The 25,048-nt window shown below is 63.6% G+C and carries 25 protein-coding genes; 13 read left to right on the top strand and 12 right to left on the bottom strand.

Translation table 11 applies throughout. The features are described 5' to 3' along the window. Positions 1-264 precede the first annotated feature (264 nt). Positions 265-1,068 (top strand): glucose 1-dehydrogenase, encoded by an 804-nt coding sequence (locus tag FJ039_10020; protein MBM4406496.1) that lies wholly within the window; start codon positions 265-267, stop codon positions 1,066-1,068. Between the two features lie 36 nt (positions 1,069-1,104). Then, positions 1,105-2,013 (top strand): NAD(P)-dependent alcohol dehydrogenase, encoded by a 909-nt coding sequence (locus tag FJ039_10015; protein MBM4406495.1) that lies wholly within the window; start codon positions 1,105-1,107, stop codon positions 2,011-2,013. A 16-nt stretch (positions 2,014-2,029) separates the two neighbouring features. On the opposite strand, the gene FJ039_10010 is transcribed toward FJ039_10015, so the two are convergent. From FJ039_10010 to FJ039_09995, 4 genes are all read right to left on the bottom strand, one after another. Continuing rightward, the gene (locus FJ039_10010; GenBank protein MBM4406494.1) at positions 2,030-3,022 is read right to left on the bottom strand and encodes a TIGR03619 family F420-dependent LLM class oxidoreductase; all 993 of its coding nucleotides are present in this window, start codon (positions 3,020-3,022) and stop codon (positions 2,030-2,032) included. Positions 3,023-3,477: 455 nt separating this feature from the next. Further along, a complete protein-coding gene (locus tag FJ039_10005) occupies positions 3,478-4,392 on the bottom strand; it encodes a TIGR03619 family F420-dependent LLM class oxidoreductase (GenBank protein ID MBM4406493.1) in 915 nt (304 codons plus the stop codon). Between the two features lie 2 nt (positions 4,393-4,394). After that, positions 4,395-5,255 (bottom strand): SPFH/Band 7/PHB domain protein, encoded by an 861-nt coding sequence (locus tag FJ039_10000; GenBank protein MBM4406492.1) that lies wholly within the window; start codon positions 5,253-5,255, stop codon positions 4,395-4,397. Positions 5,256-5,325: 70 nt separating this feature from the next. Further along, positions 5,326-6,708, bottom strand: a complete 1,383-nt coding sequence (locus tag FJ039_09995) for a nodulation protein NfeD (protein MBM4406491.1) — start codon at positions 6,706-6,708, stop codon at positions 5,326-5,328. A gap of 69 nt (positions 6,709-6,777) precedes the next feature. On the opposite strand from FJ039_09995, the gene FJ039_09990 reads away from it, so the two are divergent. The 6 genes from FJ039_09990 to FJ039_09965 all read left to right on the top strand — a co-directional run bounded on the left by FJ039_09990 (position 6,778) and on the right by FJ039_09965 (position 11,897). Continuing rightward, positions 6,778-7,689 carry an ABC transporter ATP-binding protein gene (locus FJ039_09990; GenBank protein MBM4406490.1) on the top strand — a complete coding sequence of 304 codons (912 nt, stop codon included), beginning with the start codon at positions 6,778-6,780 and terminating at the stop codon, positions 7,687-7,689. Next, positions 7,686-8,465, top strand: a complete 780-nt coding sequence (locus tag FJ039_09985) for an ABC transporter permease (protein ID MBM4406489.1) — start codon at positions 7,686-7,688, stop codon at positions 8,463-8,465. Before FJ039_09990 ends, FJ039_09985 begins: the two co-directional genes overlap by 4 nt. A 143-nt stretch (positions 8,466-8,608) precedes the next feature. Next, positions 8,609-9,367: a hypothetical protein gene (locus FJ039_09980; protein ID MBM4406488.1), complete on the top strand. Its 759-nt coding sequence runs from the start codon at positions 8,609-8,611 to the stop codon at positions 9,365-9,367. 69 nt (positions 9,368-9,436) lie between these two features. After that, complete coding sequence (locus FJ039_09975) at positions 9,437-10,315, top strand: hypothetical protein (GenBank protein ID MBM4406487.1); 879 nt, start codon at positions 9,437-9,439, stop codon at positions 10,313-10,315. Positions 10,316-10,331: 16 nt separating this feature from the next. Then, the gene (locus FJ039_09970; GenBank protein MBM4406486.1) at positions 10,332-10,667 is read left to right on the top strand and encodes a DUF3810 domain-containing protein; all 336 of its coding nucleotides are present in this window, start codon (positions 10,332-10,334) and stop codon (positions 10,665-10,667) included. Between the two features lie 150 nt (positions 10,668-10,817). Beyond that, positions 10,818-11,897 (top strand): amidohydrolase, encoded by a 1,080-nt coding sequence (locus FJ039_09965; protein ID MBM4406485.1) that lies wholly within the window; start codon positions 10,818-10,820, stop codon positions 11,895-11,897. 95 nt (positions 11,898-11,992) lie between these two features. On the opposite strand, the gene FJ039_09960 is transcribed toward FJ039_09965, so the two are convergent. Genes FJ039_09960 through FJ039_09950 form a run of 3 tightly spaced genes read right to left on the bottom strand, consistent with a single transcriptional unit; the run spans position 11,993 to position 14,015 of the window. Further along, positions 11,993-12,232, bottom strand: coding sequence for a hypothetical protein (locus tag FJ039_09960; GenBank protein MBM4406484.1), 240 nt, complete (start codon positions 12,230-12,232; stop codon positions 11,993-11,995). 4 nt (positions 12,233-12,236) lie between these two features. Next, complete coding sequence (locus FJ039_09955; GenBank protein ID MBM4406483.1) at positions 12,237-12,641, bottom strand: hypothetical protein; 405 nt, start codon at positions 12,639-12,641, stop codon at positions 12,237-12,239. A 42-nt stretch (positions 12,642-12,683) separates the two neighbouring features. Further along, on the bottom strand, positions 12,684-14,015 hold the full coding sequence (locus FJ039_09950) for a molybdopterin molybdotransferase MoeA (GenBank protein ID MBM4406482.1): 1,332 nt from the start codon (positions 14,013-14,015) through the stop codon (positions 12,684-12,686). 145 nt (positions 14,016-14,160) lie between these two features. Between FJ039_09950 and FJ039_09945 the strand changes: the two genes are divergently transcribed. From FJ039_09945 to lexA, 4 genes are all read left to right on the top strand, one after another. Continuing rightward, positions 14,161-14,727 (top strand): DUF4256 domain-containing protein, encoded by a 567-nt coding sequence (locus FJ039_09945; protein ID MBM4406481.1) that lies wholly within the window; start codon positions 14,161-14,163, stop codon positions 14,725-14,727. 79 nt (positions 14,728-14,806) lie between these two features. Continuing rightward, positions 14,807-16,993: a bifunctional (p)ppGpp synthetase/guanosine-3',5'-bis(diphosphate) 3'-pyrophosphohydrolase gene (locus FJ039_09940; GenBank protein MBM4406480.1), complete on the top strand. Its 2,187-nt coding sequence runs from the start codon at positions 14,807-14,809 to the stop codon at positions 16,991-16,993. Positions 16,994-17,251: 258 nt separating this feature from the next. Continuing rightward, positions 17,252-17,671 (top strand): 30S ribosomal protein S20, encoded by a 420-nt coding sequence (gene rpsT / locus FJ039_09935; protein ID MBM4406479.1) that lies wholly within the window; start codon positions 17,252-17,254, stop codon positions 17,669-17,671. 459 nt (positions 17,672-18,130) lie between these two features. Further along, positions 18,131-18,769: a transcriptional repressor LexA gene (gene lexA / locus FJ039_09930; GenBank protein ID MBM4406478.1), complete on the top strand. Its 639-nt coding sequence runs from the start codon at positions 18,131-18,133 to the stop codon at positions 18,767-18,769. A gap of 246 nt (positions 18,770-19,015) precedes the next feature. Here lexA and FJ039_09925 read toward each other — a convergent pair whose 3' ends face one another. Continuing rightward, complete coding sequence (locus tag FJ039_09925; GenBank protein MBM4406477.1) at positions 19,016-19,150, bottom strand: desulforedoxin; 135 nt, start codon at positions 19,148-19,150, stop codon at positions 19,016-19,018. Positions 19,151-19,253: 103 nt separating this feature from the next. Then, positions 19,254-21,221 (bottom strand): tRNA uridine-5-carboxymethylaminomethyl(34) synthesis enzyme MnmG, encoded by a 1,968-nt coding sequence (mnmG, locus tag FJ039_09920; GenBank protein MBM4406476.1) that lies wholly within the window; start codon positions 21,219-21,221, stop codon positions 19,254-19,256. Positions 21,222-21,290: 69 nt separating this feature from the next. Between mnmG and FJ039_09915 the strand changes: the two genes are divergently transcribed. Then, on the top strand, positions 21,291-22,013 hold the full coding sequence (locus FJ039_09915) for a 5-formyltetrahydrofolate cyclo-ligase (GenBank protein ID MBM4406475.1): 723 nt from the start codon (positions 21,291-21,293) through the stop codon (positions 22,011-22,013). Positions 22,014-22,073: 60 nt separating this feature from the next. Here FJ039_09915 and sucD read toward each other — a convergent pair whose 3' ends face one another. The 3 genes from sucD to FJ039_09900 form a co-directional block, all read right to left on the bottom strand. Then, positions 22,074-22,952 (bottom strand): succinate--CoA ligase subunit alpha, encoded by an 879-nt coding sequence (sucD, locus tag FJ039_09910; protein MBM4406474.1) that lies wholly within the window; start codon positions 22,950-22,952, stop codon positions 22,074-22,076. 134 nt (positions 22,953-23,086) lie between these two features. After that, positions 23,087-24,241 carry an ADP-forming succinate--CoA ligase subunit beta gene (gene sucC, locus FJ039_09905; GenBank protein ID MBM4406473.1) on the bottom strand — a complete coding sequence of 385 codons (1,155 nt, stop codon included), beginning with the start codon at positions 24,239-24,241 and terminating at the stop codon, positions 23,087-23,089. Between the two features lie 116 nt (positions 24,242-24,357). Further along, positions 24,358-24,942 (bottom strand): DNA-3-methyladenine glycosylase I, encoded by a 585-nt coding sequence (locus tag FJ039_09900; protein ID MBM4406472.1) that lies wholly within the window; start codon positions 24,940-24,942, stop codon positions 24,358-24,360. Positions 24,943-25,048: the final 106 nt, after the last annotated feature.

Below are 25,048 nucleotides of genomic sequence, written 5' to 3'. Positions count from 1 at the left end.
TGAGCTATGCGAGAGCGTCAAGATGGGGCGTCACAGTGACGCCCCCCCCCCGCGAGGAAGGGTTATCCACCGAGAACACAGAGAGCGCAGAGGTGAAGAGGAAACGTAGGAATGGAGAGGAAGAGGGGAGTTGTTATCCGCAGAGAACGCAGATAGGGGGTGATGTAGAAAGATGATCCACCGAAACCACTGAGGACACTAAACGGAATGGAGAGGGGAATTGGACAGGCAGGTGAGTTGACGTGTCGTTGACGGGAGTGTGGGATGTTGTTACCATCCCGCCGTTTTGAGCGCGATGCAGGAGGCGGTATGAAACTTGCGGGACAAGTGGCGATCGTAACGGGAGCGGCCTCGGGGCAGGGGCGCGCCGTTTCGATCCTGTTCGCCCAGGAGGGTGCGAAGGTGGCGGTTGCGGATATCAATATGGCGGGGGCGCGCGAGACGGTGGCGATGATCCGCAAAAACAAGGGGAAGGCCTTCGCGGTGAAGTGTGACGTGACGAAGGAGCCTCAGGTGAAGCGGCTGGTGGAGCGGACGGTGGAGCGTTTTGGGAAACTGACGATCCTCTACAACAACGCCGGCACCTTCCGCCAGGGTGCCGATTTCATCACCAACCAGGACCTGCCGGGCTGGCGCAGAGTGGTTGATGTGAACCTGACCGGCACCTTCCTCTGCTGCAAGCATGGCGTGCCGGAGATCGAGAAGGCGGGCGGCGGCGTCATCGTGAACGTCGCCTCCAGCCTAGGGCTCACAGGCACCAACGGCCTCATGACCTACGTCTCATCCAAGCACGGCGAGATCGGCCTCACCAAGGAGCTGGCGACGGAGCTGGGGCCGAAGAATATCCGTGTCAATGCCATCTGTCCGGGCCCCATCGATACGCCTATGCTGGAGAAGTCGGGCGTTGTGGGCGAACGGCGCGCCCAGATGGCCGCACGGCTTCCCCTCCGGCGCATCGGCACGCCCGAGGATGTGGCCAAGCTGGCCCTCTTTCTCGTCTCCAATGATTCCTCATACGTCAGCGGCGCCCATATCGTCATCGATGGCGGCACCTCCGCTAGGTATTAGCAGAGCGAGTGCGAGTTGGAGAAAGGCCTGCCGCTCATGAAGGCGATAGTATGCTCAAAACACGGTCCTCCTGACGTTCTGCGCCTCCAAGAGGTGCGAAAGCCTGCGCCCAGAGGCGATGAGGTGCTGGTGCGGGTGTGCGCTGCGACCGTGACGAGAGGGGATGTCGTCCTTCGAAGGCTCCATCCTTTGGTGCTCGTCCCTTTGCGATTGTTTGGCATGCGAAGGATGAAGATACCCGGGGTCGAACTGGCGGGCGTCATCGAGGAGACGGGCCGAAAGGTGCAGGGCTTCAAGGCTGGCGACCAGGTCTTTGGGACCACGACGGGGCTTGCCTATGGGGCCAACGCCGAATACGTATGCCTGCCCGAAAAGCGGCGGTTAGGCGTGCTGGGGATAAAGCCGGCGAACATGACCTTTGAGGAGGCCGCTGCCGTCCCTGTCGGCGGGATGACTGCGCTGCACATCCTCAGGAAGGCGAATCTCCAGAGGGGACAAAAGGTGCTTATCTATGGCGCGTCCGGAAGCGTGGGGACCTTCGCCCTCCAGCTTGCCAGGCACTTCGGAGCGGACGTGACCGGGGTCTGCAGTTCGGCGAACATGGAATTGGTGAAATCCCTCGGAGCCGGTACGGTCATCGACTATGCAAAAGAAGACTTTTCGGCCCGTGGCGAGACCTATGATGTCATCTTTGACGCGGTGGGCAAGATCTCCCGCTCCCGCAGCAAGAAGGCGCTCAAGGAGCGAGGGGTCTATCTCACCGTCAAGTCTCTCACGAAGGAGAAGACAGAATACCTGGCCTTCCTGAGAGAATTGATCGAAGCAGGAAATCTGCGAGCGGCGATCGATAGGCGCTACCCCTTGGAGCAGGCTCCCGAGGCCCACAGGTACGTTGAAACTGGGCACAAAATGGGAAACGTCGTCATCACGGTGCAGCCGGGGTAGCAGCGGCCTGCGGTCGTTACCGGTACTTTGGCATGACCTCTTTGGCGAACCAGTCCATCGCCTCGGTGAGGTGGGAGAGTTCGCGGTAGCGGAAGTTCACATTGAAGTGCGTGGCCCCGGCCGCCTTCCAGGTCTTCATCTGCTCGTGGATATCTTCCGGCGTGGTAAGGGTTGAGGCAGTCTCCAGGTTCCGCCGGACGAGCCTCTGGTAGTACTCGGAGTCGCCTGCGATCTGCTTCACGCGCGCCTCGATCTGCTCCGCCGAGCGCTTCGGCGCGGCCACTTCGTTGCGCAGCACCGGTCCGATGGGCGCGACGACCGCGATATCCGGGTCGCGGCCTGCCTCCTTCGCCACGCCGCGCCCGTAATCGGTCAGATTCTTCATCTGGGGGGGCTTGATCAGGAATGGCGCCCAGCCCTGGCAGAGGGAATAGGCGCGGCGCACGGCGGGACGTTCGTTGCCTCCAGCCCAAATTGGAAGAGGGCGCTGCAGGGGCTTTGGCGAGAGGACCATATCCCGCGATTGGTGGTACTTCCCTTGGTAGGTGAAGGCCGGCTCGCGCCAGAGCCCCTGAATGATTTTGATGTACTCGTCGGTGATGGGGCCGCGCTCATCGTAGGAGACGCCCAGGGCCTCGAACTCGGGCTTCATGTGGCCCACGCCGGCGCCCATCACGGCGCGGCCCCGCGAAAGTACATCGAGGGTTGCCATGGACTTGGCGATGGTGAAGGGGTTCCGGTAGGGCAGCACGAGGACGCTTGTGACGAGCCGCACCCGCTTGGTGAACGCGGCGACGAAGGAGAGGGTGGCGATCGCGTCATACCAGCGTGGCGCGATCAGGGTGCTGCTGGCCTTCGGGATAACTGGATGGTCCTGGGCGGTGACGTAGTCGAAGCCAAGGGCGTCCGCCTTCTTGGCGATCGCAATGACGCCCTGTAAAACCTGCTGCTGGTCCCACCGCCCGGCCGAGTTCGGGTTCACCCCAGGGAGGCCTATGCCGAAGCGCATTATTGCACCTATTTGTCAGGATGACCTAAGGGATGAAAGCACAAGGTTCAGCGGGCTAATTTGGTGACCTTCACAGTCGCAGTCGATGCCTGTCCTAGGCCGAGAATAGTGGGATTCCTGATTACTAGTTGACCATCCTGAGTCAGTTCACAGAGCCCGGAGTAACTTCTGGTTTCTGCCACTCTAGGGCACGCTCCTCCAGCCCACTCGGCGCTGGCCCCCTCGCCTCCTGAGGTGTATTCCAGCCTATAAAGTCCTTTGGAGAGCTTATAAGACCAAAATTGCCCATCAGCTATGCTCTTGAAATCATCAACTACGACTTTGTCCGAACTCTTGCAGGCCGCCACGCTGCCCAAGAGTACAAGGGTAACCAACCCCAATAACATGATTCTGCCTAGTTGAGTTCCAGTGGGCATGATTGCTCTCCTTGCTGACACGGGCTTGTCACCTAGTCGCTATTCGTACTTCGGCATCACTTCCTTCGCGAACCAGTCCATGGACTCCAGCAGGTGGCTCAGCTCCCGGTAGCGGAAGTTAGCGTAGATGTTCGTGGCCCCCGCGTCCAGATACTCCTGTATCTTGGCGCACGTCTCCTCGGCGCTGGTCAGCGTCCCGGGGATGGCGCTCTTGTGGACCGCGGCAGGCGCGATGCTTCCCACTGGCGCGTTACACGTCAGGGGCTGCTGCCGCTTCGTCTCTGCGGAAACCTTCCGGATTACCGCCGTGCAATCGCGGTACTCCCCCGGCGTGATGGAGAAGGGGTGCCACCCTTCGCCGTATCGCGCCGCCCGTGCGGCTGCGGCTGTGCTGTTGCCGCCCACCCACACGGGCGGGTGCGGCTGTTGGACGGGCCTCGGAGAAATCATCATCGGCTCGAACGTCCAGTATTTCCCGGAGTATCCCGCGGCATCCTTGCTCCACAACGCCTTGATGATCTGGATGTACTCATCCGTCACGGCGGCCCGTTCGGTGTAGTTCGCCTTCAGCGTCTCGAACTCCCGCACCAGGTGGCCGATGCCCACCCCCAGGGTGAGCCGCCCGTTGGAGAGGGCGTCCAGCGTGCCGTATGCCTTGGCCACGTCAAAGGGCGAGCGGTAGGGCAGGATCAGAACGCTGGTGAGGACGCGCACCCGGCTCGTCATACCTGCCACGTAGCTCAGCGTTGCCAGCGCATCGAACCAGCGGTGCCCCATGTCTGGGTTGCGCTCGGCTGGGATAACGGCGTGGTCGCAGCAGGAGACAAGGTCGTACCCGAGGGCGTCGGCCTTCTTCGCCACAGCCTCCACCCCCGCGACGACCTGCTCGTCCGTCCAGAGCGGCGTCCCCATGGGGTGGATACACGGCAGGCCAAGGCCGAAGCGCACCGCCACGGCTATTTCTGCTCCTGGTCGTTACTCTGGGCGGCAAAGATGTTCCGGAAGTTTTGGATGAGCCCGGTGAACTCCATCGGCAGCACGAACTTGGTCGAGGGGCTTGCCCCAAGAGACTTGAGCATTTCCAAGTATTGCAGGCTCATCGTCTTGGGGTCCACCTTGTTCGCGGCGGCAAAGATGGTGCTCAGGGCGGTAGCATAGCCTTCGGCCTGGAGGCGCTGGGATTCGCGGCCGGCTTCCGCCTTGAGGATCTGGGCCTGCTTCTCACCTTCCGCCTTCAGGATGGCCGCCTGTTTTTCGCCCTCGGCGACGGTGATGGAGGCCACCTTTTTGCCCTCCGCGTCTATAACGGCAGCGCGCCGCTCGCGTTCGGCGGCCATCTGCCTGTTCATGGCGTCCTGGATAGCCTTCGGCGGGATGATTTCCTTTATCTCAACGGTGGTTACTTTGACGCCCCAGCGGACCGTCACTTCATCAAGCTTCACTCGAAGGATCGTGTTGATCTCTTCGCGCTTGGCCAGGACGTCATCCAGGGAGATATCGCCGATGACCGCGCGCAGGGTCGTCGTGGCGATGCCTTGCGCCGCACCGATGAAGTCCTGCACTTCCAGGACGGATTTCTCGGCCTGGTCCTGCATCACGCGGAAGTAGATCAGAAAGTCGATATCGATCGGCGCGTTGTCCTTGGTGATGGCCGTCTGGCTCGGGATGGCGATAAAGCGCTCTCGGAGGTCTATCCGCTTGCTGCCGCTATTGAGGATGGGCCACAGCCAGCGGATGCCGGGCTGCCGTATCTCCGTGAAGCGCCCGAAGCGAAGCACCATCAGCTTTTCCCATTGTCGCACGATCGTGATCGGCATAGGTCTCCTTACCGGTGAAAGAGGCGCGGCGCAGTGTGGCGCTCTACCTTACGATGGCCCTCCGCCCGCGTCAACCTTTCTGGACTGGCCTCACCTTTAGCGTCAGCCCTTCTACGCTCACAACCTTTACCTCCACATCACGCTCGATGTGGGAGCGGTCTACCGCCTCGGCTGACCACTCCTCGTCGGCCACATAAACGGTTCCCACGGGATCCAGTGCCCGTTTCACCCGGGCTGTCTGGCCCACTACCGTCCGCGCGTCGGAGGGTGTCACCCGCTCCGGCGAGGTTCTCTTTCCCCGGACTGCCAGGAAGCCGGTGGCGATGAGCAGCGCCCCGATGCCGCCGCTCACTCCGCCGATCAGCCACGGGCTGACCCGGATATCGGGGCCGGAGAAGTTTGGCGTGCCGCCGGTGAAGGGTGCGAAAAGGAAAAGGAGGCCGAAGATCAGCGCCAGGACGGCGCTGACGCCGAAGACCCCAAAGCCCGGCAGATGCAGCTCCACGGCGGCCAGAATCACCCCAAGGGCCACCAGGCCCACCCCCGCCCAGTTCACCGGCAGGTTGCCGAAGGCGATGAAAGCCAGGGCAATCATGATGGCTCCTGCGACTCCTGGGATGACCAGCCCGGGGCTGTAGAGTTCGATGAGGATGCCCAGGGAGCCGAAGGAGAGCAGCAGGCTCGTGACGTTGGGGTCGGCGATGAAGCGGATGAAGCGCTCGAACCACGTCAGCCGTTCCTGGCCGCACAGGCGCAGCGGCTCGATGCAGCTCACCCCGGCCGTGTCCAGCGCGATCTGGCTGCCCCCGGCCAGCGGCACGGTGCGGCCGTGTATCTGCGCGAGCAGGTCATTGGCGTCGGTGGCGATGAGGTCGAGGATCCTTCCATCCAGCGCCTCCTTTGCGGTGTAGGAAGCGGCCCCGGTCACCATTGCCTCGAGCGGGGCGGGATTGCGCCCTCGGGCCTCGGCGATGCTCCGCATCAGCGCGGCGGCGTCGTTGGTCGCCTTGCTCTTGATTGTGGAGGGCAGGTCTTCACCGCCGCCGCCTACGGGAGAGGATGCGCCGATGTTCGTCCCCGGCGCCATGGCGGCGATATGCCCCGCCGCCACGATGAACGCCCCCGCCGAGCCTGCGTGCGCCCCCGCCGGGGAAACGTACGTCGCCACCGGCACCTTGGCCTCCAGGATGCGCTGCACCATATCGCGCATGGAGCTTAGCAGTCCGCCCGGCGTGTCCACCCGGATGATGACCAGCCGGGCTCCTTCCTGCTCCGCCCGGTCCAAGCTGCGGTCCAGGTAGCGCGCATGATTCGGGTCGATCGCATCGTCCAGCGTGATGATGATGACGCCGCTGCCACCTGCCGGCTGGGCGGAGATGAGGGAAGGCAGGAAGCCCAGCGTGCAGAGGGCAAGAAAGAAGAGCAGACGGGAAAGACGGAAGACCTTCGCCATGCTCCACCTCGCGCACATTATAGATGGTCGCCTGCATAGGCTGACTGGTCTTTGTTACTATTTGTGCCTATGTCCCCCGTCATCCATGCCGAGCGCCTTGTCAAACGCTATGGCGGTTTCACCGCCGTGGACGGCGTCGATTTTGCCGTCGAGCCCCAGGAATGCTTCGGCATCCTCGGCCCCAACGGCGCGGGCAAAAGCAGCACCATCCGCATGATCTCCTGCGTCTCCCCGGTAACCAGCGGGAGGCTGCTGGTGGAGGGGCGCGATGTCATGCTGGAGGCGCGCGCCATCAAAGCTACCCTTGGCGTGGTGCCCCAGGAAGATAACCTGGACGAGGAGATCAGCGTCATCAAGAACCTCCAGGTCTATGCCCGCTACTTCGATATTCCCTCCGCCGAAGCCTTGCGCCGCGCCACCGAGGCCCTGGCCCTCATGGAGCTTACGGAGAAGCGGCGCGCCGCAATCGATACCCTCTCGGGTGGGATGAAGCGCCGTCTCCTCATCGCCCGGGCCATGCTCAACAAGCCCCGCATCATCATCCTTGATGAGCCCACAACGGGCCTGGATCCCCACGCGCGTCACCTTGTCTGGCAGCGCCTGCGGCAGCTTCGCGGTCAAGGGGCCACCATGGTGCTGACGACCCATTACATGGACGAAGCCGCCAACCTCTGCGACCGCATCGCCGTGATGGACCAGGGGCGCATCCTGGATACGGGCACGCCACAGCAGCTCATCGAACGCCACGCCGGGAAAGAGGTTGTGGAGGTCCGCGTTGCGCCCTGGGAGAAGGAGCACGGCATGACGGCCCTGAACGGAAAGGCGCGCCGCACCGTCGATGCCGGAGACGCCCTGCTCCTAGTGGGCGCAGAGGGTCCTGGGCTAGAGGCGAGTCTGGCTGGCGGGAAGGCCGAGGTCCTCCGCCGCCGCCCAAACCTGGAGGACGTCTTTCTCCTCATCACGGGTCGGGGGCTGAAATAGCCGTGCAAGCCATAGTCCGTCCCACCTACCGCAGCTGGTGCGCCTGGCAGCGTAACCGGGACGTCTACCTCAAGCAGTGGAAGACCAACGGCCTGGCCTTTTTCTTCGAGCCGGTCCTCCTCTACATCATCATGGGCCTCGGCATGGGCAAGGTGATTCAAGACATCGAAGGGATGAGCTACCGCGAGTTCATCGGCCCTGGGCTGGTGGCCGGCTACGTGATGCAGATCGCGGTGATGGAGAACGGCTGGGGCACCTATTTCCGGATGGCCGTCCGACGCACATTCGACGCCATGATCGTCACCCCCGTGAGCATCGAAGACGTCATCACCGGCGAGATTCTCTGGGGCGCGACCCGTGGCGCGCTCACAGGATTTGTCGTTCTCCTCATCATCGCCATTGCAGGGGATGTGAACTCGCCCATGGCGCTCCTGGTGATTCCTGCGGCCTTCCTCACCGGGCTGGTTTTCGCGGGCGCGTCGGTCATCTACACCTCTCAGGCTCCCTCGTCCGATTTCATCGGCCCCTTCTTCTCCATCATCATCTACCCGATGTTCTTCATCGCCGGCGTCTTTTTCCCCATCGGCGAGCTGCCCCGAGCCCTGGAGGTCTTTGCCTGGTGCCTGCCGCTCACCTGGAGCGTGGATATCATGCGCCACCTGATGGAGGGCGAAGTGAACGTGACGATGCTTTGGGGAACAATCGGCCTCATCGCCCTCTCTACGTTCTTCTACGCCGTCTCCCTGGTGTTGATGCGCCGTCGCCTCATCAGGTAGCTGGCGCGCCTGGAGACAGTTGCCACTGTCGGCTCCCTCCCAATCGACATTGACATAATCAGCTGTTCCCTGCCTTCGACACAGGTGGTAAGATAGATTGTGCTTGTGTTCACATTCACAATGTCGACTTGTTGGAGTACCAGATGGCATCGAACACGGTGGAAGAATCGATAAGTTCGACGAAGGGGAAGACGCTACAGACGCGCATCCTCTTTCGCCGGGACACCACCCCGGAGCACTGGAGCATTGGCTTGGAGAAGCCTGCCGGGTTCACCTTCAAGCCGGGCCAGTACGTCACCATCGGCACCGGCGGCATAGAGCGCCCGTACTCCATCGTCTCTGCGCCCTGCGAGCCGCACATTGAGCTGTACATCGAGCTGGCGCCGCCGCCCCTGGGTAAGCTCACGCCGCTGTTGCATGCCCGCAAGGCAGGCGATAGCCTCTCCATCCGGCCATCCGCCAAGGGGCGCTTCACCTTCGAGCCGGGCTATGCGAACCAGGTGATGGTGGCGACGGTGACGGGCATCGCGCCGTTCCTGAGCATGATTCGAGATTACCGCGCGCGCCAGGCTTCGGGGCAGCGCTTCTTCATTCTTGATGGCGCCAGTTACCACGATGAACTGGCCTATCGCAGCGAGCTAACGCGACTCGTCGCCGCTGAGCCCCAGCGCTTCGCCTACGTTCCAACCGTGAGCCGTCCCCAGGAGCCGCGCAACGCCGCCTGGACCGGGGAGCGTGGCAGCGTGAACACCATTGTTGGGAAGTATCTGGCCCAGTGGGGCCTTGCGCCGCAAGAGACGATCGTCTACGCCTGCGGCCACCCAGGGATGATCGAGGATGTGAAGGCCCGCCTTTCGCCCCAGGGCTGGAAGGTCAAGGAAGAGCGCTACTGGAAGGACTGACCTTCGGAGTGCCCCTTCTCCGCTGCCGTCGCTCTTTCGGCTGTTTTGCCACCTGCGCTCCCTTGGGCTATGCTTCTCGCCATCACTGCAGGGGGCGTGGCGATGGAGATCCTGGATGGGCACCACCACATGAGCGTCATCGAAGGCTTTGCGCACAGCGGCTATACCGCCAAGGGCAAGCGCGATAACCCGGATGAGCTGGAGCACCGCACCCGTGTGGCGGCCATGGAGGCCAGCGGCATCCAGCGAGCCATCATCGGCCCGGCCTATCAGTACCTTTTGCCCAACGGCGTGGCAGATACGGCGAAGATCAACGACAGACTGGCCGCCTTCCGCGACCGCGATAGGAGCCGCTTCCCCTTCGCCATCGCCGCCTGCGAGCCGCGCCAGGGCGACGCCGCCCTGGAGGAAATCTCGCGCTGCAAACGCACGCTGGGCATGGCGGGGGTCATGTTCCACAGCCGCCTCCAGGGCTGCTACGTGGATTCGCCGTGGATGCGCAACTGTCTCCGCGCCATTGTTGATGAGGGGATGATCCCCTTTGTGCACAGCCACCACGGCGATCAGCTGGAGGCTCCGTGGCGCGTGGAGCGCCTGGCGAAGGAGTTTCCGAACACAACCTTTATCATCCTGGACGGCCTGGCCGGATACGAGGAGACGGAGCTTTTTTACGATGTTGTGGAGCGGACGGGCAACTTGGCCTTCGATACGGGGATGTGGTCGGGCGGGGCGCGGAAGGTGAGCGAGGTGGCGAAGCGGATCGGCCACGAGCGCCTCATTTTCAGCTCCAACCTCTACTCCTACCCCATGGGCTACAAGCGCTCGCTCATGGTGGAGGAACTCACAGGCTCCGACCTGACCGATGCGCAGAAGAGGGACGTCTTGGCCCTGAACCTCTACCGGGTGCTGGGGCAGCGGCCCTTAGGCGAGCGACGGATCCGGGGATAGGTGAGCAAAGAGACGCATGCAAGAGCTTGACGGCGTGGTCCGGGAGCCTTCCAAGCGCGATAGGTTCCTCTATGGCTTTCTCCTCGGGCTCGTCCCTATCCTGGTGACGACCTTAGCCCTTGGCGGCGTGTGGGGCCTGAAGAAGTCGGGCATCGTCCTCGCCATCTGCGCCTTCTTCGCCGTCGTGAGCCTCATCGCCCACTACTTCAACTACAAGCGCTTCTCTGCCGGCCTCCTCTTTATATCGCTCTCCGTTGGGCTGGTTATCTCGGTCATCTTCACCATCTTCGTCATCGGCGCGCTGCAGGAGCTAGCCAGGGAGAAGGGGATCAACCCGAACCGGCGGACGTAGTTGGGCGTCCCTCATTACTCTCCCGTCCCTTGCCGCCTTGCAACTCAGTGTTAGAATCGCGGCAGTGCAGAGGGGAATTTCTTTCACCCTCTCCTTCATCCTCTCCCATCGAGGGCGAGGAGATGCAAGCCATCCTGACAGGAGGCCCTCATGAAGTACAGCGTCATCTCCTCCGATTCCCACGTCTGCGAGCCGGGGGACGTGTGGACCAAGCGCATCGATAAGAAGTACCGCGACCGCGCGCCGCACCTCATCCACGAAGGCGGCTTCGATAAGCTGGTCTTTGATGGCTTGCCCGCCAGCAATGCCGGGATGATGGGCCCCGCCGGGCGCACGCCTGAGCAGATGAAGGATGTGAAGCTCTTCGAGCATAACCGCAAGGGGGGCTACGACCCGGACGCGCGCCTGAAGGACATGGCGATGGACGGCGTGGACGCCGAGGTCCTCTATCCCACCGCCGGCCTTCGCATGTGGCGCCTGCCCGATCGCGATTACGCCACCGCCTGCATCCGCGCCTACAACGATTGGATGGCCGAGTTCTGCGCCACGCACCCTAAGCAGCTCAAGGGCCTGGGCCTGGTGCCGATGCACGACATCGAGCAGGCGGTGCTGGAGGCCAAACGCATCAAGCAGATCGGCCTGGCAGGGGTGATGATTACGATTTCCCCGGAGGAGCAGCGCTCCTATAACGACCCGATGTACGAACCCCTCTGGGCTACCGCCGCGGACATCGGCATGCCGATCAGCATGCATATCCTGACCGCGGTGGGGCGCGACCCGTTCCAGCAGTTCGCGGTGGACTATGCCTCCATGTCCAACTGGATGATCCGCTCGCTGACGGCGATCATCTTCTCCGGGGTCTTCCAGCGGCACCCGAAGCTGAAGATGATTTCCGTGGAGGCGGACATCGGCTGGGTGGCGAATTTCATCCACCGGATGGACCATACGATGTGGAAGCACGGCCCGCGCCTGGGGCTGAAGCTGGAGAAGAAGCCGAGCGAATACTTCAGGTCGAACGTGCTGGCCACGTTCATGTCGGACGAGGCGGGGATGCGGACATGGGACATCATCGGCGAAGACAACATCATGTGGTCGAACGACTATCCGCACGCCGATAGCATCTGGCCGAACTCCCAGGCGATCATCAAGCGCGAGTTCACAGGGGTGCCGGAGCGGGCGAAGAAGAAGATCCTGGCGGAGAACTGCGCGAAGCTGTACGGGTTTGCGTAACGGGAAAGAGAGTATCCACAGAGAGCGCAGAAGGCGCAGATAGAAGAGCAGGAGTTCGTCTGAAGTGAGACGGGAGGTCCGGTGAGAGGCTAGGCTTAGAGGGCGTCCGTGGCCATGCGGCCTGGCAGGAGCTTGACCAGGGACCTGTCTATCTCGGCGATGGTGGGACGTCCGGTGAACGCCATCGCGATCTCGAGCTCTTCGCGGAGCATCCCCATCATCGCTTTCAGGCCGCGTTCGCCGTCGGCGGCCCCGCCGGCGATGAAGTCGTAATCGCCCCGGGGCAGCTTGGCCCTGGCGGCCTCCTCGAAGTCGAAGAGGTTGACGGGGAACAAGCCGTTATTCCACGCGCTTGATGCCGTAGTGGAAGTCGCCGTCCAGCATCCGTGCGAGGAGCTGGGGCTTCACGACGCGGGCATCGCGGATGCCGATGCCTCGCTCCTGCAATTCCTGGCTGATCTGCTCGGCGTCCATGGGCTTGTTCTCATGGATGAGAATCAGGCGGAAGACGGCCTCCAGGAGCGGGAGCTCGGCGGTGACGAAACCTTCGAGCTTGCTGAGATCGGCCATGGTGACGGGGCCCTTGCGCTTCTTCTTCGCGCTCTTATCTCCGCCGTCCACATCGCCTGCGCGCAGCTCGATCATGGACTCCAGGGAGCGGCCGTGCTGTTTGAACCAGGCCTCGTCTATGCGGTACTTGGGGAGCGCTGCGACCGTCGTATTTTCGGAACCCTTGTCAGCCATGGTGCACCTCTCTGCTGGTTCTTTCTCAAGTTCGTATCGGGACTATTCCTGTTCTTCCGTCCAATCGAGCATCTGGACGTCCACGGTGGAGCCTGCTGGCATGACGGGCACATCCTCCGGGCAGACGGCCAGGCCGTTGGCCCTGGCCATGGAGGTCAGGACGCCAGAGCTTTGGGAGCCGGTGAGGCGGGCGTAGTAGCGGCCATCGCGCTTGGTAACGCGGACGCGAGCGTAGACGCGGCGGTCGTCCGTGTTTTCGATTGCGTCTTCCAGCACGGCCTTGATCGTCGGCTTGGCCAGGTGGGTCTTGCCGAGCATCTTAAGGATGGCGGCGCGCCCGAACTGCTCGAAGGCGACCAGGGAGCTGACGGGGTTGCCGGGCAGGCCCAGGTGCGGCACACGGCGAACGGCTCCCCCGCGGCCGCGGGCCTCCAGCGCGCCGAAGGCGAGGGGTTTGGCCGGGCGCATGCGCACCGTCCAGAAGGCGATCTGCCCCTGCTTCATGAGGACGTCTTTCACGATATCGTAATCGCCGCGGGAGACGCCTGCGGTGGTGATGAGCATATCGGCGGAAAGGCCTTCGCGGATCTTGGCCTCCAGGTCCGGCAGGTTGTCCCTGGCGATGCCGAGGAGCTTGGGGATGCCGCCATAGCGGAGGACCGAGGAGGCGATGGAGTAGCTGTTGCTGTTGTAGATTTTCCCAGGGGCCAGCGGCTCCGATGGGTCGGACAGCTCATCGCCGGTGGCGAGGATGGCGACGACGGGGCGGCGGATGACGCGCACGGTGGCGCGGCCCAGGGAGGCGATGACGCCGATCTCGGCGGGGCGAAGGACAGCGCCCTTGGGAAGGACGACGGCGCCCTGCTCGATATCTTCCCCCGCGTAGCGGATGTTCGCGCCCTTGGGGAGCGCGGCCAGGATGCCGATCTCCTCGTGCTTCGTCTCGCCGTGTTTGGCGCGATGGAGCTCGTCCGTCTCCTCAAAGGGGACGATGGTGTCCGCCCCGGGCGGGACCAGGGCGCCGGTCATGATGCGGATGGCGGCGCCGGGAGCGACGGCCTTGGAGGGGACCTGCCCGGCGGCCAGATGGCCGATGACTTTGAGCGTGGCCTTGCCGCCATCGCTCGCGCGGGCGATATCGGCGGCCTGGACGGCATAGCCATCCATGGAGGAGTTGGCGTGCGGAGGAACCGGGAAGGTTGCGCGAAGCTCTTCGGCCAGGACTTGGCCGAGGGCCTCTAGTAGGGGGCGCTCCTCGACCTCAAGGGAATTGACATAACCCAATATCTTTTCAAGGGCCTGCTCCACGGAGAGCCAGTCCGGCATCTTGGGCATACCGTGGTGGGTGCGCTTGCTATGGGTATGCACGTGCACGGGTATCTGAGGGCCTCCGGGGAGCGATCGGGAACCCAATTGTAGGGGAGGCTCCCCAGGAGCGTCAACGAAGAGGTCTCCCTGCCTTTGCTATCATAGGCTTACCAGACCTACTCAACAGAGGTACCATGACAGCATGAGCGCCATGAAGGGTAAGAACAGCCAGCTCTCGCCGGGACAGCGTGAGGCGTTGCTCAAAACGCTGAAGGACCGTTTCGGGAAGAACATGGCCCGCCATGGAGGTATCGAATGGGCTAAGGTCCAGGCAAAGCTGGAGGCGAATGCTGAAAAGCTATGGTCGCTCATTGAGATGGAGAGAACCGGCGGCGAACCGGATGTCGTCGGTCATGACAGCAAGACGGGCGAGTATAGCTTTTATGATTGTTCGGCGGATAGTCCGAGCGGCCGCAGGAGCCTGTGCTACGACCGTGAAGCGTTGGAGTCACGGAAAGAACACAAACCCAAAGATAGCGCAATCGCGATGGCGGCCGCCATGGGCATTGAGCTTTTGACGGAAGAGCAGTACCGAGAGCTGCAGAAGCTCGGCGATTTCGATACGAAGACCTCGAGCTGGGTGAAAACGCCTTCCGCTATCAGAAAACTCGGCGGCGCCATCTTTTGCGATCGCCGGTACGATATGGTCTTCGTCTATCACAACGGCGCGGAATCGTACTACGCCGCCAGGGCCTTCCGCGGCGCGCTAAGGGTTTAACGCCGGCCTCGTGTTTGCCCCCGGTTTTCCGGGGGGCTATACTGGGGAGAATAGCCTGCGTTTCTCCCGGCGGCGATGTATGGCGGCCACGCTCCAAACACTGCTTGAAAAGGCGAAGGTCTACCTCCCCACTGAGAAGTCGGACGCGATCGAGGAGGCGTACCGGTTCGCCGAGGAGTGCCATAAGGGGCAGAAGCGCGCCTCCGGCGTGCCCTATATCGAGCATCCGCTGAACGTGGCCATCCTCCTGGCCGATCTACGGCAGGATGCCGGGGCGGTCACGGCCGCGCTTCTCCATGACGTCATCGAAGACTGCCACGTCTCCCGCCAGGAGATAGACCAGCGCTTCGGCCTGGACGTCAGCAAACTGGTGGACGGCGTCACCAAGCTGAGCAAGATCGAGGCGCACACCGCCACGGAGACGCCCGGGCCCATGGCCATCCGCCAGGGCGAGCCGAAGGTGCAGGCGGAGAACCTGCGGAAGATGCTGGTGGCGATGGCGGAGGATGTGCGCGTCATCCTGATCAAGCTGGCGGACCGCCTGCACAATATGCGGACGCTGAGCGTCCTTTCTCCCGAGAAGCAGCAGCGCATCGCCCAGGAGACGCTGGACGTCTACGCGCCGCTGGCGCACCGCCTGGGCATCGCCAGCCTCAAGTGGCAGCTGGAGGATCTGGCCTTCCAGGTGCTGGACGGCGAGAAGTACGAGGAGATCGCCCGGATGCTGGCGCAGACGCGGAGCCAGCGCGAGGACTTTATCCGGCAGGTCAAAGAGATGCTCGCCAAGGAGCTGGACCGGGCGAGCATCAAGGCGGAGGTCTCCGGCCGGGCGAAGCATATCTACAGCATCCACCAGAAGATGGAGCGCTATGCGGCCCAGGGGAAGGACTTTAACCGCATCTACGACCTCTTTGCCCTGCGCGTCATCGTGGACGACATCGCCACGTGCTACCAGGTGCTAGGGATGGTCCACAGCCTCTGGCGGCCCATCCCCGGAGAGTTCGACGACTATATCGCGAACCCGCGGGAGAACATGTACCAATCGCTGCACACAGCGGTGTGGGGCCCGCAGATGACGCCCTTCGAGATCCAGATCCGCACCTTCCGCATGCACGATGTAGCGGAGTACGGCGTGGCGGCGCACTGGCGCTACAAAGAGGGCGGCCACGGCGACGGGCGCTTTGAGGAGAAGATGAAGTGGCTGCGGCAGCTCCTTGACGTGCACCAGGAGACCAAGGGCGCGGAGGAGTTCGTCGAGACGGTCAAGTCCGATATCTTTCAGGATCAGGTCTTTGTCTACACGCCCAAGGGGCAGGTGATCGAGCTGCCCTTCGGCGCGACGCCGATAGACTTCGCCTACCGGATTCACACAGAGCTGGGCCACCGATGCGTAGGGTCAAAGGTCAACGGCGCGATGGTTTCCCTGGACACGCCACTCCGCAACGGCGATACGGTGGAGATCGTCCCGGCCAAGGGCCCCAAGGGGCCGAGCCTGGACTGGCTCAATCCCGACCTGGGCTTTGTCCACACGGCGAACGCGCGGGACAAGATCCGCATCTGGTTCCGCAAGCGGGCGCGGAGCGAGAATATCGAGCAGGGGCGCGCGATCCTCGAGCGGGAGATGCGGCGCTTGCAGATCGGCATCTCGGAAGAGGCGGCGGCCGCGGTGCTGGGCTTCGGCAATGTAGACGATATGCTCGCCACCATCGGCTCGGGCGCGCTCTCCACGAACCAGCTTGCGACGAAGCTGTTGGATCACGAAGAGCCGCCTCTGCCGCAGGCGCCGCCCACCGGCCCATCGGCCCCTGCGGTCGAGCGCGACGGCGTGAGCGATTCGGTCATCGTGATGGGCCAGCGGAACATGCTAACGCGCCTGGCACAATGCTGCCACCCGGTGCCGGGGGACAAGATCGTGGGCTTCATCACTCGGGTGCGAGGCGTGACGGTCCATCGCAAGAGCTGCCGCTACTTGGCGGGCGTGGGCGAAAGGGAGCGGATCGTGGAGGTCACTTGGGGCATGCCGGGGCGGGCCTACACGGCCACCGTCTCCATAGAGGCGCTGGACCGCATCGGCCTGCTGCACGATATCACCGCCGTGGTCTCCGCCGAGAAGGTGAACATCGTCAATGTGGAGAACCTGCATCTCAAGCGCGGCATGGTGACGGAGGTGCTGAAGCTGGAGACGACGGGCGCGGCGCAGCTGAGCAAGCTCCTCTCCCGGCTGGAGCACGTGAAGGGCGTGGTGAAGGTCTCGCGCAGCGGGTGAGCAGAAGCCACAGATTGGCAGAGATGTAAGGGAGAAGAGGTTCAGAGAGCAAGGAGCAGGGTTCCGGATAGAGAGTAGCCCACTGAACAGAATGTCACCACAAAGAAGGGCTGATTCTCCCCGGACATAATATCCGGGATGTATTGTCGGACGAATTGCCGTTTGCCCCCTAAAGCCGTACAATAGCACTCGCCCCAAGCATTTTCAGAAGGAGCTACCTCCTTGGCCGACGAAACGAAAGCGAAAGCACCGGAAGCAATGAAAGAAGAGCCTGCGAAGGCTCCTGCCGCTGAAGCAAAGCCCGAAGCGAAAAAAGAGGCGCCGACAGCAAAGGCCGCCGCTCCGAAGGAAGGCGCGCCCGCAGGCGCCGGAGCAGCAGGCGCCGCCACGCCCGCAGTGGCGAAGCGCACCGCCGCGGAGAAGGCGGCGAGGCAGGCGCTGAAGCATCGCGCCCGCAACCGGGCTGTTGCATCCGGCCTGAAGACGTTCATCACCAAGGCCGAAAGGCTCATCGTGGCGAAGGACCTGAACGCTGCAGGCATTGCTGTGGAGCAGGCGCTCCGCGCCCTGGACCGCGCCGCGAAGAAGGGCATCATCCACCCGAACAATGCCGCGCGCCGCAAGTCCCGCCTGATGCACAAGCTGAACATCGGCAAGGTCTCCGCCTCAAAGAACTAGTCGCCGAGCGACACCGCGAGACGTCGAAGCCCCCGGGCATTCCGCCCGGGGGCTTTTTATTGCAAGTTGGCTGGAGGTGACTTAACCCTTAGCCTCCCGATGCGGCATCGGGGCCGAAGTTCCGGCCAGAGGAGAGATCTCGGTGGACCTCGACCTTCATGTCCTGAGAAGGAAGGGGCATTTCGCTGGACTGGGCAGGGCGTTCGGGGTGTTCAACGAAGTGGCCCTCGCCTGGTGTGCTCCTTCCTAGGAACTACGTGAGGGAGAAGAGGGAGAGGTCTCTTTCTGCCATCCGGGTGTTGACAGAAGCGGAACGTCCGTTCTATCCTGCGAAGCAGAACGAGCGTTCGGTAGGGAAGGTCCAGGGAGCAAGGGAAGAGAGTCGGAGATTTCTGAATCTCCCGGCCGTGCTCCATGAACCTTGTACCCTGAACCCATTCAAAGGGGAGTAGAGAGACCATGAAAGAGCTTTCGACGAAGCAGAAGTCAATCTTGAAGTACGTGCAGGGATTCATCGAAAAGAAGGGCTATCCGCCCTCGGTGCGCGATATCCAGGCGGCGTGCAAGATCAGCTCAACATCGGTGGTGGACTACAATCTGCGCCTGCTGGAGCGCGGCGGCTTCCTGCGCCGCGCGGGCGAGGTGGCGCGCGGCATCACGCTGGGCGCGAAGGCGGCGCTCAAGCGGCCCGGCATCATCGAGGTGCCGCTGCTGGGAGCCATCGCCGCCGGAGCGCCGATACCGGTGCCGGAGGCGGAGACGTGGAAGCAAGCGCCGGAGGAGACGGTGGAGGTCCCCGAAGCGATGGTGCGCGGGAAGGACGAGGTCTACGCCCTGCGCGTGAAGGGCACGTCCATGATTGACGCGCTCATCAACGACGGCGATACGGTGCTGCTGCGCTTCCAGAAGTCGGCGGACCGGGGCGATATGATCGTGGCCTGGCTGAAGGATGAGAAAGAGACGACGCTGAAGAAGTATTTTCCGGAGGACGGACGCGTGCGGCTCCAGCCGGCGAATGCGACGATGAAGCCGATTTACGTTGATCCCAAGAACCTTGAGATCCAGGGGAAAGTGGTGGGCGTGATCCGGGGGCTGTAGGCGCGGCTGGGTTCCGGGAGGCAAAACGAACCCTTCCGCATGTGCGGAAGGGTTCTTCGTTTCTCTGGGGCCGTCTCGGAGGTTAGTCGGACGAAGGAAGGGCGCGGGGCTGTTGGACCTGCATCTCTTCGTCGTTGGCGAAGAGGGTGCCCTCGCCGGCCTTGGTGCAGAGCACCTGGATGCCGGACTTTTCGGCTACGTAGCGTCGGCCTAGCTGGATCGCCATGTTCGATAACTCCCTTGAGGTTAGCTCTTCAGTTTGAGTTCGATCTTCTTGCCGTCTGCGTGCTTGCAAAAGAGGGACGCGTCCCCGCCGCGGGTCACGATGACCTCAGCGCCGCACCTCTCGCACATATACCGCTTGCCTGTAGCTGCTGGCACACCGGCCTCCTACTGTGATGAACGGGATTGCCCTTCAGGGCCAAAGCATCCCATATGATACCGGGGTGAAAATCCACCGTCAATCACACTCGGGCGTAAACGGTCACGCAGAGGCGGCGGCCTTGGCCCGGTTGGCGCGCTCAAGGTGGACGACGAGGAGCGACATATCGGCGGGGTTGACGCCCATGATCCGCGAGGCCTGGCCGATGGTGGCGGGTCGGAAGCGCTGGAGCTTCTGCAGGGCCTCCGTGCGCAGTCCCGTCACGGAGGAGTAGTCGAAGCTCTCCGGCACGGGCCACTCCTCCAGCCGCCGGACGCGCTCCACCTGGCGGCGCTGCTTCTCCACGTAGCCCTGGTACTTCGCCAGGACCTCCACCTCTTCCACCACGTCCTCCGGGAGGTCGGGCGCGCCGAGGGCGATGGCGACGAGGGTTTTATAGCTGACGTTCTGCCGCCGCAGGAACTCCAGGGCATCCATGTTCTTGCCGAGGGGCATGCAGCCGAGATCGCGGAGGAGGGCTTCGATGCGGTCGCTGGGGTTCACGGAGGCGCGGGAGAGGCGCGATAGCTCGGCGGCGATGGCGTCGCGCTTGCGCTCGACGTGCCGGTGGCGCTCGGCGGCGATCAGCCCCAGGCGGTGGCCGATGGGCGTGAGGCGGAGGTCGGCGTTGTCCTGGCGCAACAGGAGCCGGTACTCGGCGCGGGAGGTGAGGAGGCGGTACGGCTCCTCCAGGTCGTGCGTCACCAGGTCGTCGGTCATGACGCCGATGTAGGCCTGGTCGCGGCCCAGGACGAGGGGCGCTTCGCCCACGGCGCGAAGGGCGGCGTTGACGCCGGCGATGATGCCCTGGCCGGCGGCCTCTTCGTAGCCGGAGGTGCCGTTGATCTGCCCGGCTAAGTAGAGGCCGGGGACGGACTTGCACTCCAGGGTGACCTTGGTCTGGTTCGGCGGGACGAAGTCGTATTCGATGGCGTAGCCGATGCGCATGACCTCGGCGCGCTCGAGGCCGGGGATGGTGCGGAGCATGCCGATCTGCACGTCTTCCGGCAGGCTCGTGTTCGCGCCCTGGACGTAGACCTCGTTGGTCTCCCATCCCTCCGGCTCCAGGAAGAGGCCGTGGGCGGGCTTTTCGCGGAAGCGGTGGATCTTATCTTCGATGGAGGGGCAGTAGCGCGGCCCGCGCGATTGGATGGCGCCGTTGAACATCGGCGCGCGGTGGAGGTTTTGAAGGATGAGCTGGTGGGTGCGGGTGTCGGTGTGCACCTGGTAGCAGGGCAGCTGCTGCCGCCAGGGCGTGGGCGCGCCGAGGGGATAGACGGGATTCGGCTCCAGGATCCAGCCCTGGGGAGGGCGGCCGTAGTAGAAGCCGAAGTGGATCGGCGCATCGCTCGGCGGCTGAAGCTCCGTCTTCGAGAAGTCTATCGTGCGGGCGTCAACGCGCGGCGGCGTGCCGGTTTTCAGGCGGCCCAGGGCGAGCCCCCAGGAACGGAGGCAATCGGAGATGCCCAGGGCGGGCGGCTCGCCTGCGCGTGAGGCGGCGGCGCGCGCTTCGCCGGTGATGGTCTGCCCCTGGAGCGACGTGCCGGTGGTGAGGACGAGCGTCTTCGATTCGTAGACCTGCCCGGTGGGCGTCTCCAGTCTGAAGGTCTCGTGGGGACAGGCGAGTGGGTCGCGGGAGGGGCCTTTGGAGAGGCCCTTCACCATCGCCTGCTTGAGGGTGAGGTTCGGCTGGCGCTCTAGGGTCTTCTTCATCTCCAGCATGTAGAGCCGCTTATCGGCCTGGGCGCGCGGTACCTGGACGGCGGGGCCTTTGCCGGTGTTCAGCATCCGTATCTGGATGAAGGTCCGGTCCGTGGTGCGGGCCATCTGGCCGCCGAGGGCGTCTAGCTCCCGGACGACGTGCCCCTTGGCCGGGCCGCCGATGGAGGGGTTGCACGGCATGAGCGCGATGGTGTCCAGGTTCATGGTCACCAGGAGCGTCGTGCGCCCCATGCGCGCCGCGGCGAGGGCGGCTTCGCAGCCGGCGTGGCCCGCGCCGATGACAGCGACGTCGAAGATATGGGAGGACATGGCGGATATTTTATCAGGCCTATGATCCTCTGCGGCACTTCTATCGAGCCAGCATTTACAATTGCCTCCATGGAACATCCTGCCTCCGGCCCCAAACAGCCCATCCGGGAGCGCGTCTGGCGCGCCATGCAGGAGGCGCGGGTCGCGCGCTTCCCCGGCGCCGTGGGGCGCATCCCCAACTTCGTTGGGGCGGAGCGGGCAGCGGCGCGCGCGGCGAATTTGGAGGCGTGGAAGCGGGCGCAGGTGCTGAAATGCAACCCCGATTCGCCGCAGTTGGCGCTCCGCAAGCGCGCCTTGCAGGAGGGGAAGCTCGTCTACATGGCGGTGCCGCGCCTGGCGAGCGAGAGGCCCTTCATCGAGCTTGACCCGGCGCGCCTCGGCGGCACGTTCCACGATGCCGCAAGCATCAAGGGCGCGGCGCACCTGGGCAGGCCCGTTGCGCTGGAGGAGATGCGTCCCGTTGACCTCATCGTCTGCGGCTCCGTGGCGGTGAATCGCAAGGGAGCGCGCATCGGAAAGGGTGGCGGCTACTCCGACCTGGAGTTCGCCCTGGCGGCGGAGGCGGGGCTTATCACCAAACACACGGTAATCATCACTACGGTCCATGCCCTGCAGGTGCTGGATGAGGAGTTGCCCATGACGGCGCACGATATCCCGCTGGACGCCATCGTGACGCCGGGGGAGACGATCCTCTGCAAGCCGCCCTACAAGCGGCCCAAGGGCATCTACCGGGGGATGCTCCCGGCGGAGAAGCGAGCCGAGATACCGGTCCTGGCCCGGATGAAAACGTAGGGGTGACCGCTCCGGTGCTGCACCCGGAGTCGTTCGGAAACGAGCAGTCGCCCTTCCTCGTTACTTCTTCCCCAGCGCCTTCGCCATCGCCTCGCCCAGCTTGGCGGGGCTGTCCACCATGGTGACACCGGCCGCTTTCAGGGCCGCGACCTTCGCGGTGGCGGTGCCCGCCGCGCCGGTGATGATGGCGCCGGCATGGCCCATGCGGCGGCCCGGAGGCGCGGAGCCGCCCGCGATGAAGCCGACCATCGGCTTCTTGACGTGCTTCTTGATGTACTCCGCGGCGTCCTGCTCCTTGGAGCCCCCGATCTCGCCGATCATGACGATTGCTTCGGTCGCCTTGTCCTCGTTGAACAGCTTCAGGACGTCCACAAAGTTGGTGCCGGAGACGGGATCGCCGCCGATGCCGACGCAGGTGGACTGGCCGATCTTGCGTTCCGTCAGCTGGGCTACCGCCTCATAGGTGAGAGTGCCGCTGCGGGAGACGACGCCGACATTGCCCGGCATATGGATGCTGCCCGGCATGATGCCGATCTTGCACTTCTCCCCGGGGTTGATGACACCGGGGCAATTGGGCCCCACGAGTCGCGTCTTGCGGCCCTGGAGGTAGCGCACCACCTTCACCATGTCCAGCACGGGGATGCCCTCCGTGATGCAGGCGGCGAAATCGAGGTCGGCGTCCGCCGCTTCGAGGATGGCGTCCGCCGCGAAGGTGGGCGGGACGAAGATCATGGTGGCGTTGGCGCCGGTCTGCTTCACCGCCTCAGAGATGGTGTTGAAGACGGGAATGCCCAGGTGGGTGGTGCCGCCCTTGCCGGGGGTGACGCCCGCGACGATGTTGGTGCCGTAATCGCGGCACTTCTCTGTGTGGAACGACCCATCGTTGCCGGTGATGCCCTGCACGAGGAGCCGCGTCTGCTTTCCAACCAAGATACCCAAAGGAGTCCTCCGGAGGTAATTTCCCTATAAGGGGTGTTCACGCCGCCTGTCACCCTCATCTCTCGGGCTTCGCTCGAGTTCCTCTCCCCTCAAGGGCGAGGAGCGGTTGGTGTGACGCGACGACGACGTCATATTTAGGCGGCTTTGACTGCCTTTTCGGCGGCCTCTTGTAAATCGTTGGCGATGATGACCTTCAGGCCCGATTCGCGCAGGAGCTTGAGGCCCTCTTCGGCGTTGGTGCCGCGCATGCGGACCACCAGGGGCACGTTGATGCCCTTCTCCTTGACGGCGGCGATGATGCCGCGCGCCGCAACGTCGCAGCGCAGGATGCCGCCGAAGATGTTGACCAGGACCTTCTTCACCTTCTTGTCCGAGAGCAGGATAAGGAAGGCGGCCTTGACCTTGTCTTCGCTGGCGCCGCCGCCCACATCCAGGAAGTTGGCGGGCTGGGAGCCCATGAGCTTGATGATGTCCATCGTCGCCATGGCCAGGCCCGCGCCGTTGACCATGCAGCCCACATCGCCGTCAAGGCGGATGTAGTTCACGTCGGCCTCGCTGGCCTTCACGTCCAGCGGGTCCTCCTGGCCGATGTCGCGCAGGGCCTCCAGGTCCTTGTGGCGGAAGAGCGCGTCGTCGTCCAGGTTGATCTTGGCGTCGGCGGCCAGGATGCGCCCATCGGTGGTGATGACCAGGGGATTGACCTCGGCCATGCTGGCGTCCGTGGCGATGAAGAGCTTGTAGAGATTTTCGAAGAAGGCGGCGGCGGGGCGCATGAGCGAAGGCTCGATGTTCAGGCCTGTGGCGAGCTTGCGCCCCATGAAGCCCTGGAAGCCGATGATGGGGTCCACGGCCAGGCGCACGATCTTCTCCGGCGTCTTGGCGGCCACCTCTTCGATGTCCATGCCGCCAGCCTCGCTGGCGATGAAGACGGCCGTCTTCATGGACGGCTCGACGATGATGCTGGCGTAGAGCTCCTTCTTGATGCCGATAGCCTCTTCCACCAGGAGCTTGTCCACCGGCACGCCCTCCGGGCCGGTCTGGTGCGTCACCAGCCGCTTGCCCAGGAGGCCCTTGGCGAAGGCCTCGCCCTCCTCCGGCGACTTGACGACTTTGACGCCGCCCGCTTTGCCGCGCCCGCCGGCGTGCACCTGCGCCTTCACGACGCCTTTGCCGCCGATCGCGCGGAGCTTGGCCGCCACCTCAGCCGGGGTGGACGCCACGGAGCCCTTGGGGACCGTGACACCGTACTTCGCGAACAACTCCTTAGCCTGATACTCGTGGAGTTTCACTCGCTGCTCCTCTACAGATGATCCCGTTTGCGCCAGGCACACCGCGATACGGCATGTTGTTTGGCGCGAGGGCTATTGTACACGTTTCAAGGAGACGGCGGAACGGACGAAACTGCTTACCGCATGCGGTTGATTTCCTTGTAGCGGAAGCAGTCCACCGTGTGGTCGTTCACCATGCCCGCCGCCTGCATGCAGGCGTAGCAGATGGTGGACCCCACAAACTTGAAGCCGCGCCCCAGAAGCGCCTTGCTCATGGCGTCCGACTCCTTGGAAGTAGCCTGGAAATCCTTCAAGCTGCGCATGCTGTTCACGATGGGCTTGCCGCCCGTGAACTGCCAGATATAGGAATCGAAGGAGCCGAACTCCTTCTGCACCTCAAGGAAGCGCTGGGCGTTGACGATGGCGGCGGTGATCTTGGCGCGGTTGCGCACGATGCCCGCGTCCGCCATCAAGCGGTTGAAATCCCCGGCTCCGTACTTCGCGACCTTTTTCGGGTCAAAGCGGTCGAAGGCTTTGCGGAAGTTCTCCCGCTTGTTGATGATCGTCTGCCAGCTGAGGCCCGCCTGCATGCCGTCTAGGACGATGACCTCGAACCACTTCCTATCGTCGTGGAGCGGGACGCCCCACTCTTCATCGTGGTACTTCATCATGAGGGGGTTGTTCCCCGGCCATGGACAGCGGACGATTTCCTTGGGGGACATGGGACTCCTCCCCCGCCCTAGGATTTTCTTGGACACGGAATTGGGGCATGATGCCACAAACTCAAGGAGGTGTCCATGATGGATGGAAAGGGCGAGGGAGCACTTG

Source organism: Chloroflexota bacterium, from assembly GCA_016875535.1.
GTDB lineage: Bacteria > Chloroflexota > Dehalococcoidia > SHYB01 > SHYB01 > VGPF01.
This window is presented reverse-complemented; position numbering and strand designations above follow the sequence as displayed.

Coding starts and splice junctions, on each gene's coding strand:
- FJ039_10020 (MBM4406496.1), top strand. CDS start 265: ATGTTGTTACCATCCCGCCGTTTTGAGCGCGATGCAGGAGGCGGTATG.
- FJ039_10015 (MBM4406495.1), top strand. CDS start 1,105: ATGAAGGCGATAGTATGCTCAAAACACGGTCCTCCTGACGTTCTGCGC.
- FJ039_10010 (MBM4406494.1), bottom strand. CDS start 3,022: ATGCGCTTCGGCATAGGCCTCCCTGGGGTGAACCCGAACTCGGCCGGG.
- FJ039_10000 (MBM4406492.1), bottom strand. CDS start 5,255: ATGCCGATCACGATCGTGCGACAATGGGAAAAGCTGATGGTGCTTCGC.
- FJ039_09995 (MBM4406491.1), bottom strand. CDS start 6,708: ATGGCGAAGGTCTTCCGTCTTTCCCGTCTGCTCTTCTTTCTTGCCCTC.
- FJ039_09990 (MBM4406490.1), top strand. CDS start 6,778: ATGTCCCCCGTCATCCATGCCGAGCGCCTTGTCAAACGCTATGGCGGT.
- FJ039_09980 (MBM4406488.1), top strand. CDS start 8,609: ATGGCATCGAACACGGTGGAAGAATCGATAAGTTCGACGAAGGGGAAG.
- FJ039_09975 (MBM4406487.1), top strand. CDS start 9,437: ATGCTTCTCGCCATCACTGCAGGGGGCGTGGCGATGGAGATCCTGGAT.
- FJ039_09970 (MBM4406486.1), top strand. CDS start 10,332: ATGCAAGAGCTTGACGGCGTGGTCCGGGAGCCTTCCAAGCGCGATAGG.
- FJ039_09965 (MBM4406485.1), top strand. CDS start 10,818: ATGAAGTACAGCGTCATCTCCTCCGATTCCCACGTCTGCGAGCCGGGG.
- FJ039_09955 (MBM4406483.1), bottom strand. CDS start 12,641: ATGGCTGACAAGGGTTCCGAAAATACGACGGTCGCAGCGCTCCCCAAG.
- FJ039_09945 (MBM4406481.1), top strand. CDS start 14,161: ATGAAGGGTAAGAACAGCCAGCTCTCGCCGGGACAGCGTGAGGCGTTG.
- FJ039_09940 (MBM4406480.1), top strand. CDS start 14,807: ATGGCGGCCACGCTCCAAACACTGCTTGAAAAGGCGAAGGTCTACCTC.
- rpsT (MBM4406479.1), top strand. CDS start 17,252: ATGAAAGAAGAGCCTGCGAAGGCTCCTGCCGCTGAAGCAAAGCCCGAA.
- lexA (MBM4406478.1), top strand. CDS start 18,131: ATGAAAGAGCTTTCGACGAAGCAGAAGTCAATCTTGAAGTACGTGCAG.
- mnmG (MBM4406476.1), bottom strand. CDS start 21,221: ATGTCCTCCCATATCTTCGACGTCGCTGTCATCGGCGCGGGCCACGCC.
- FJ039_09915 (MBM4406475.1), top strand. CDS start 21,291: ATGGAACATCCTGCCTCCGGCCCCAAACAGCCCATCCGGGAGCGCGTC.
- FJ039_09900 (MBM4406472.1), bottom strand. CDS start 24,942: ATGTCCCCCAAGGAAATCGTCCGCTGTCCATGGCCGGGGAACAACCCC.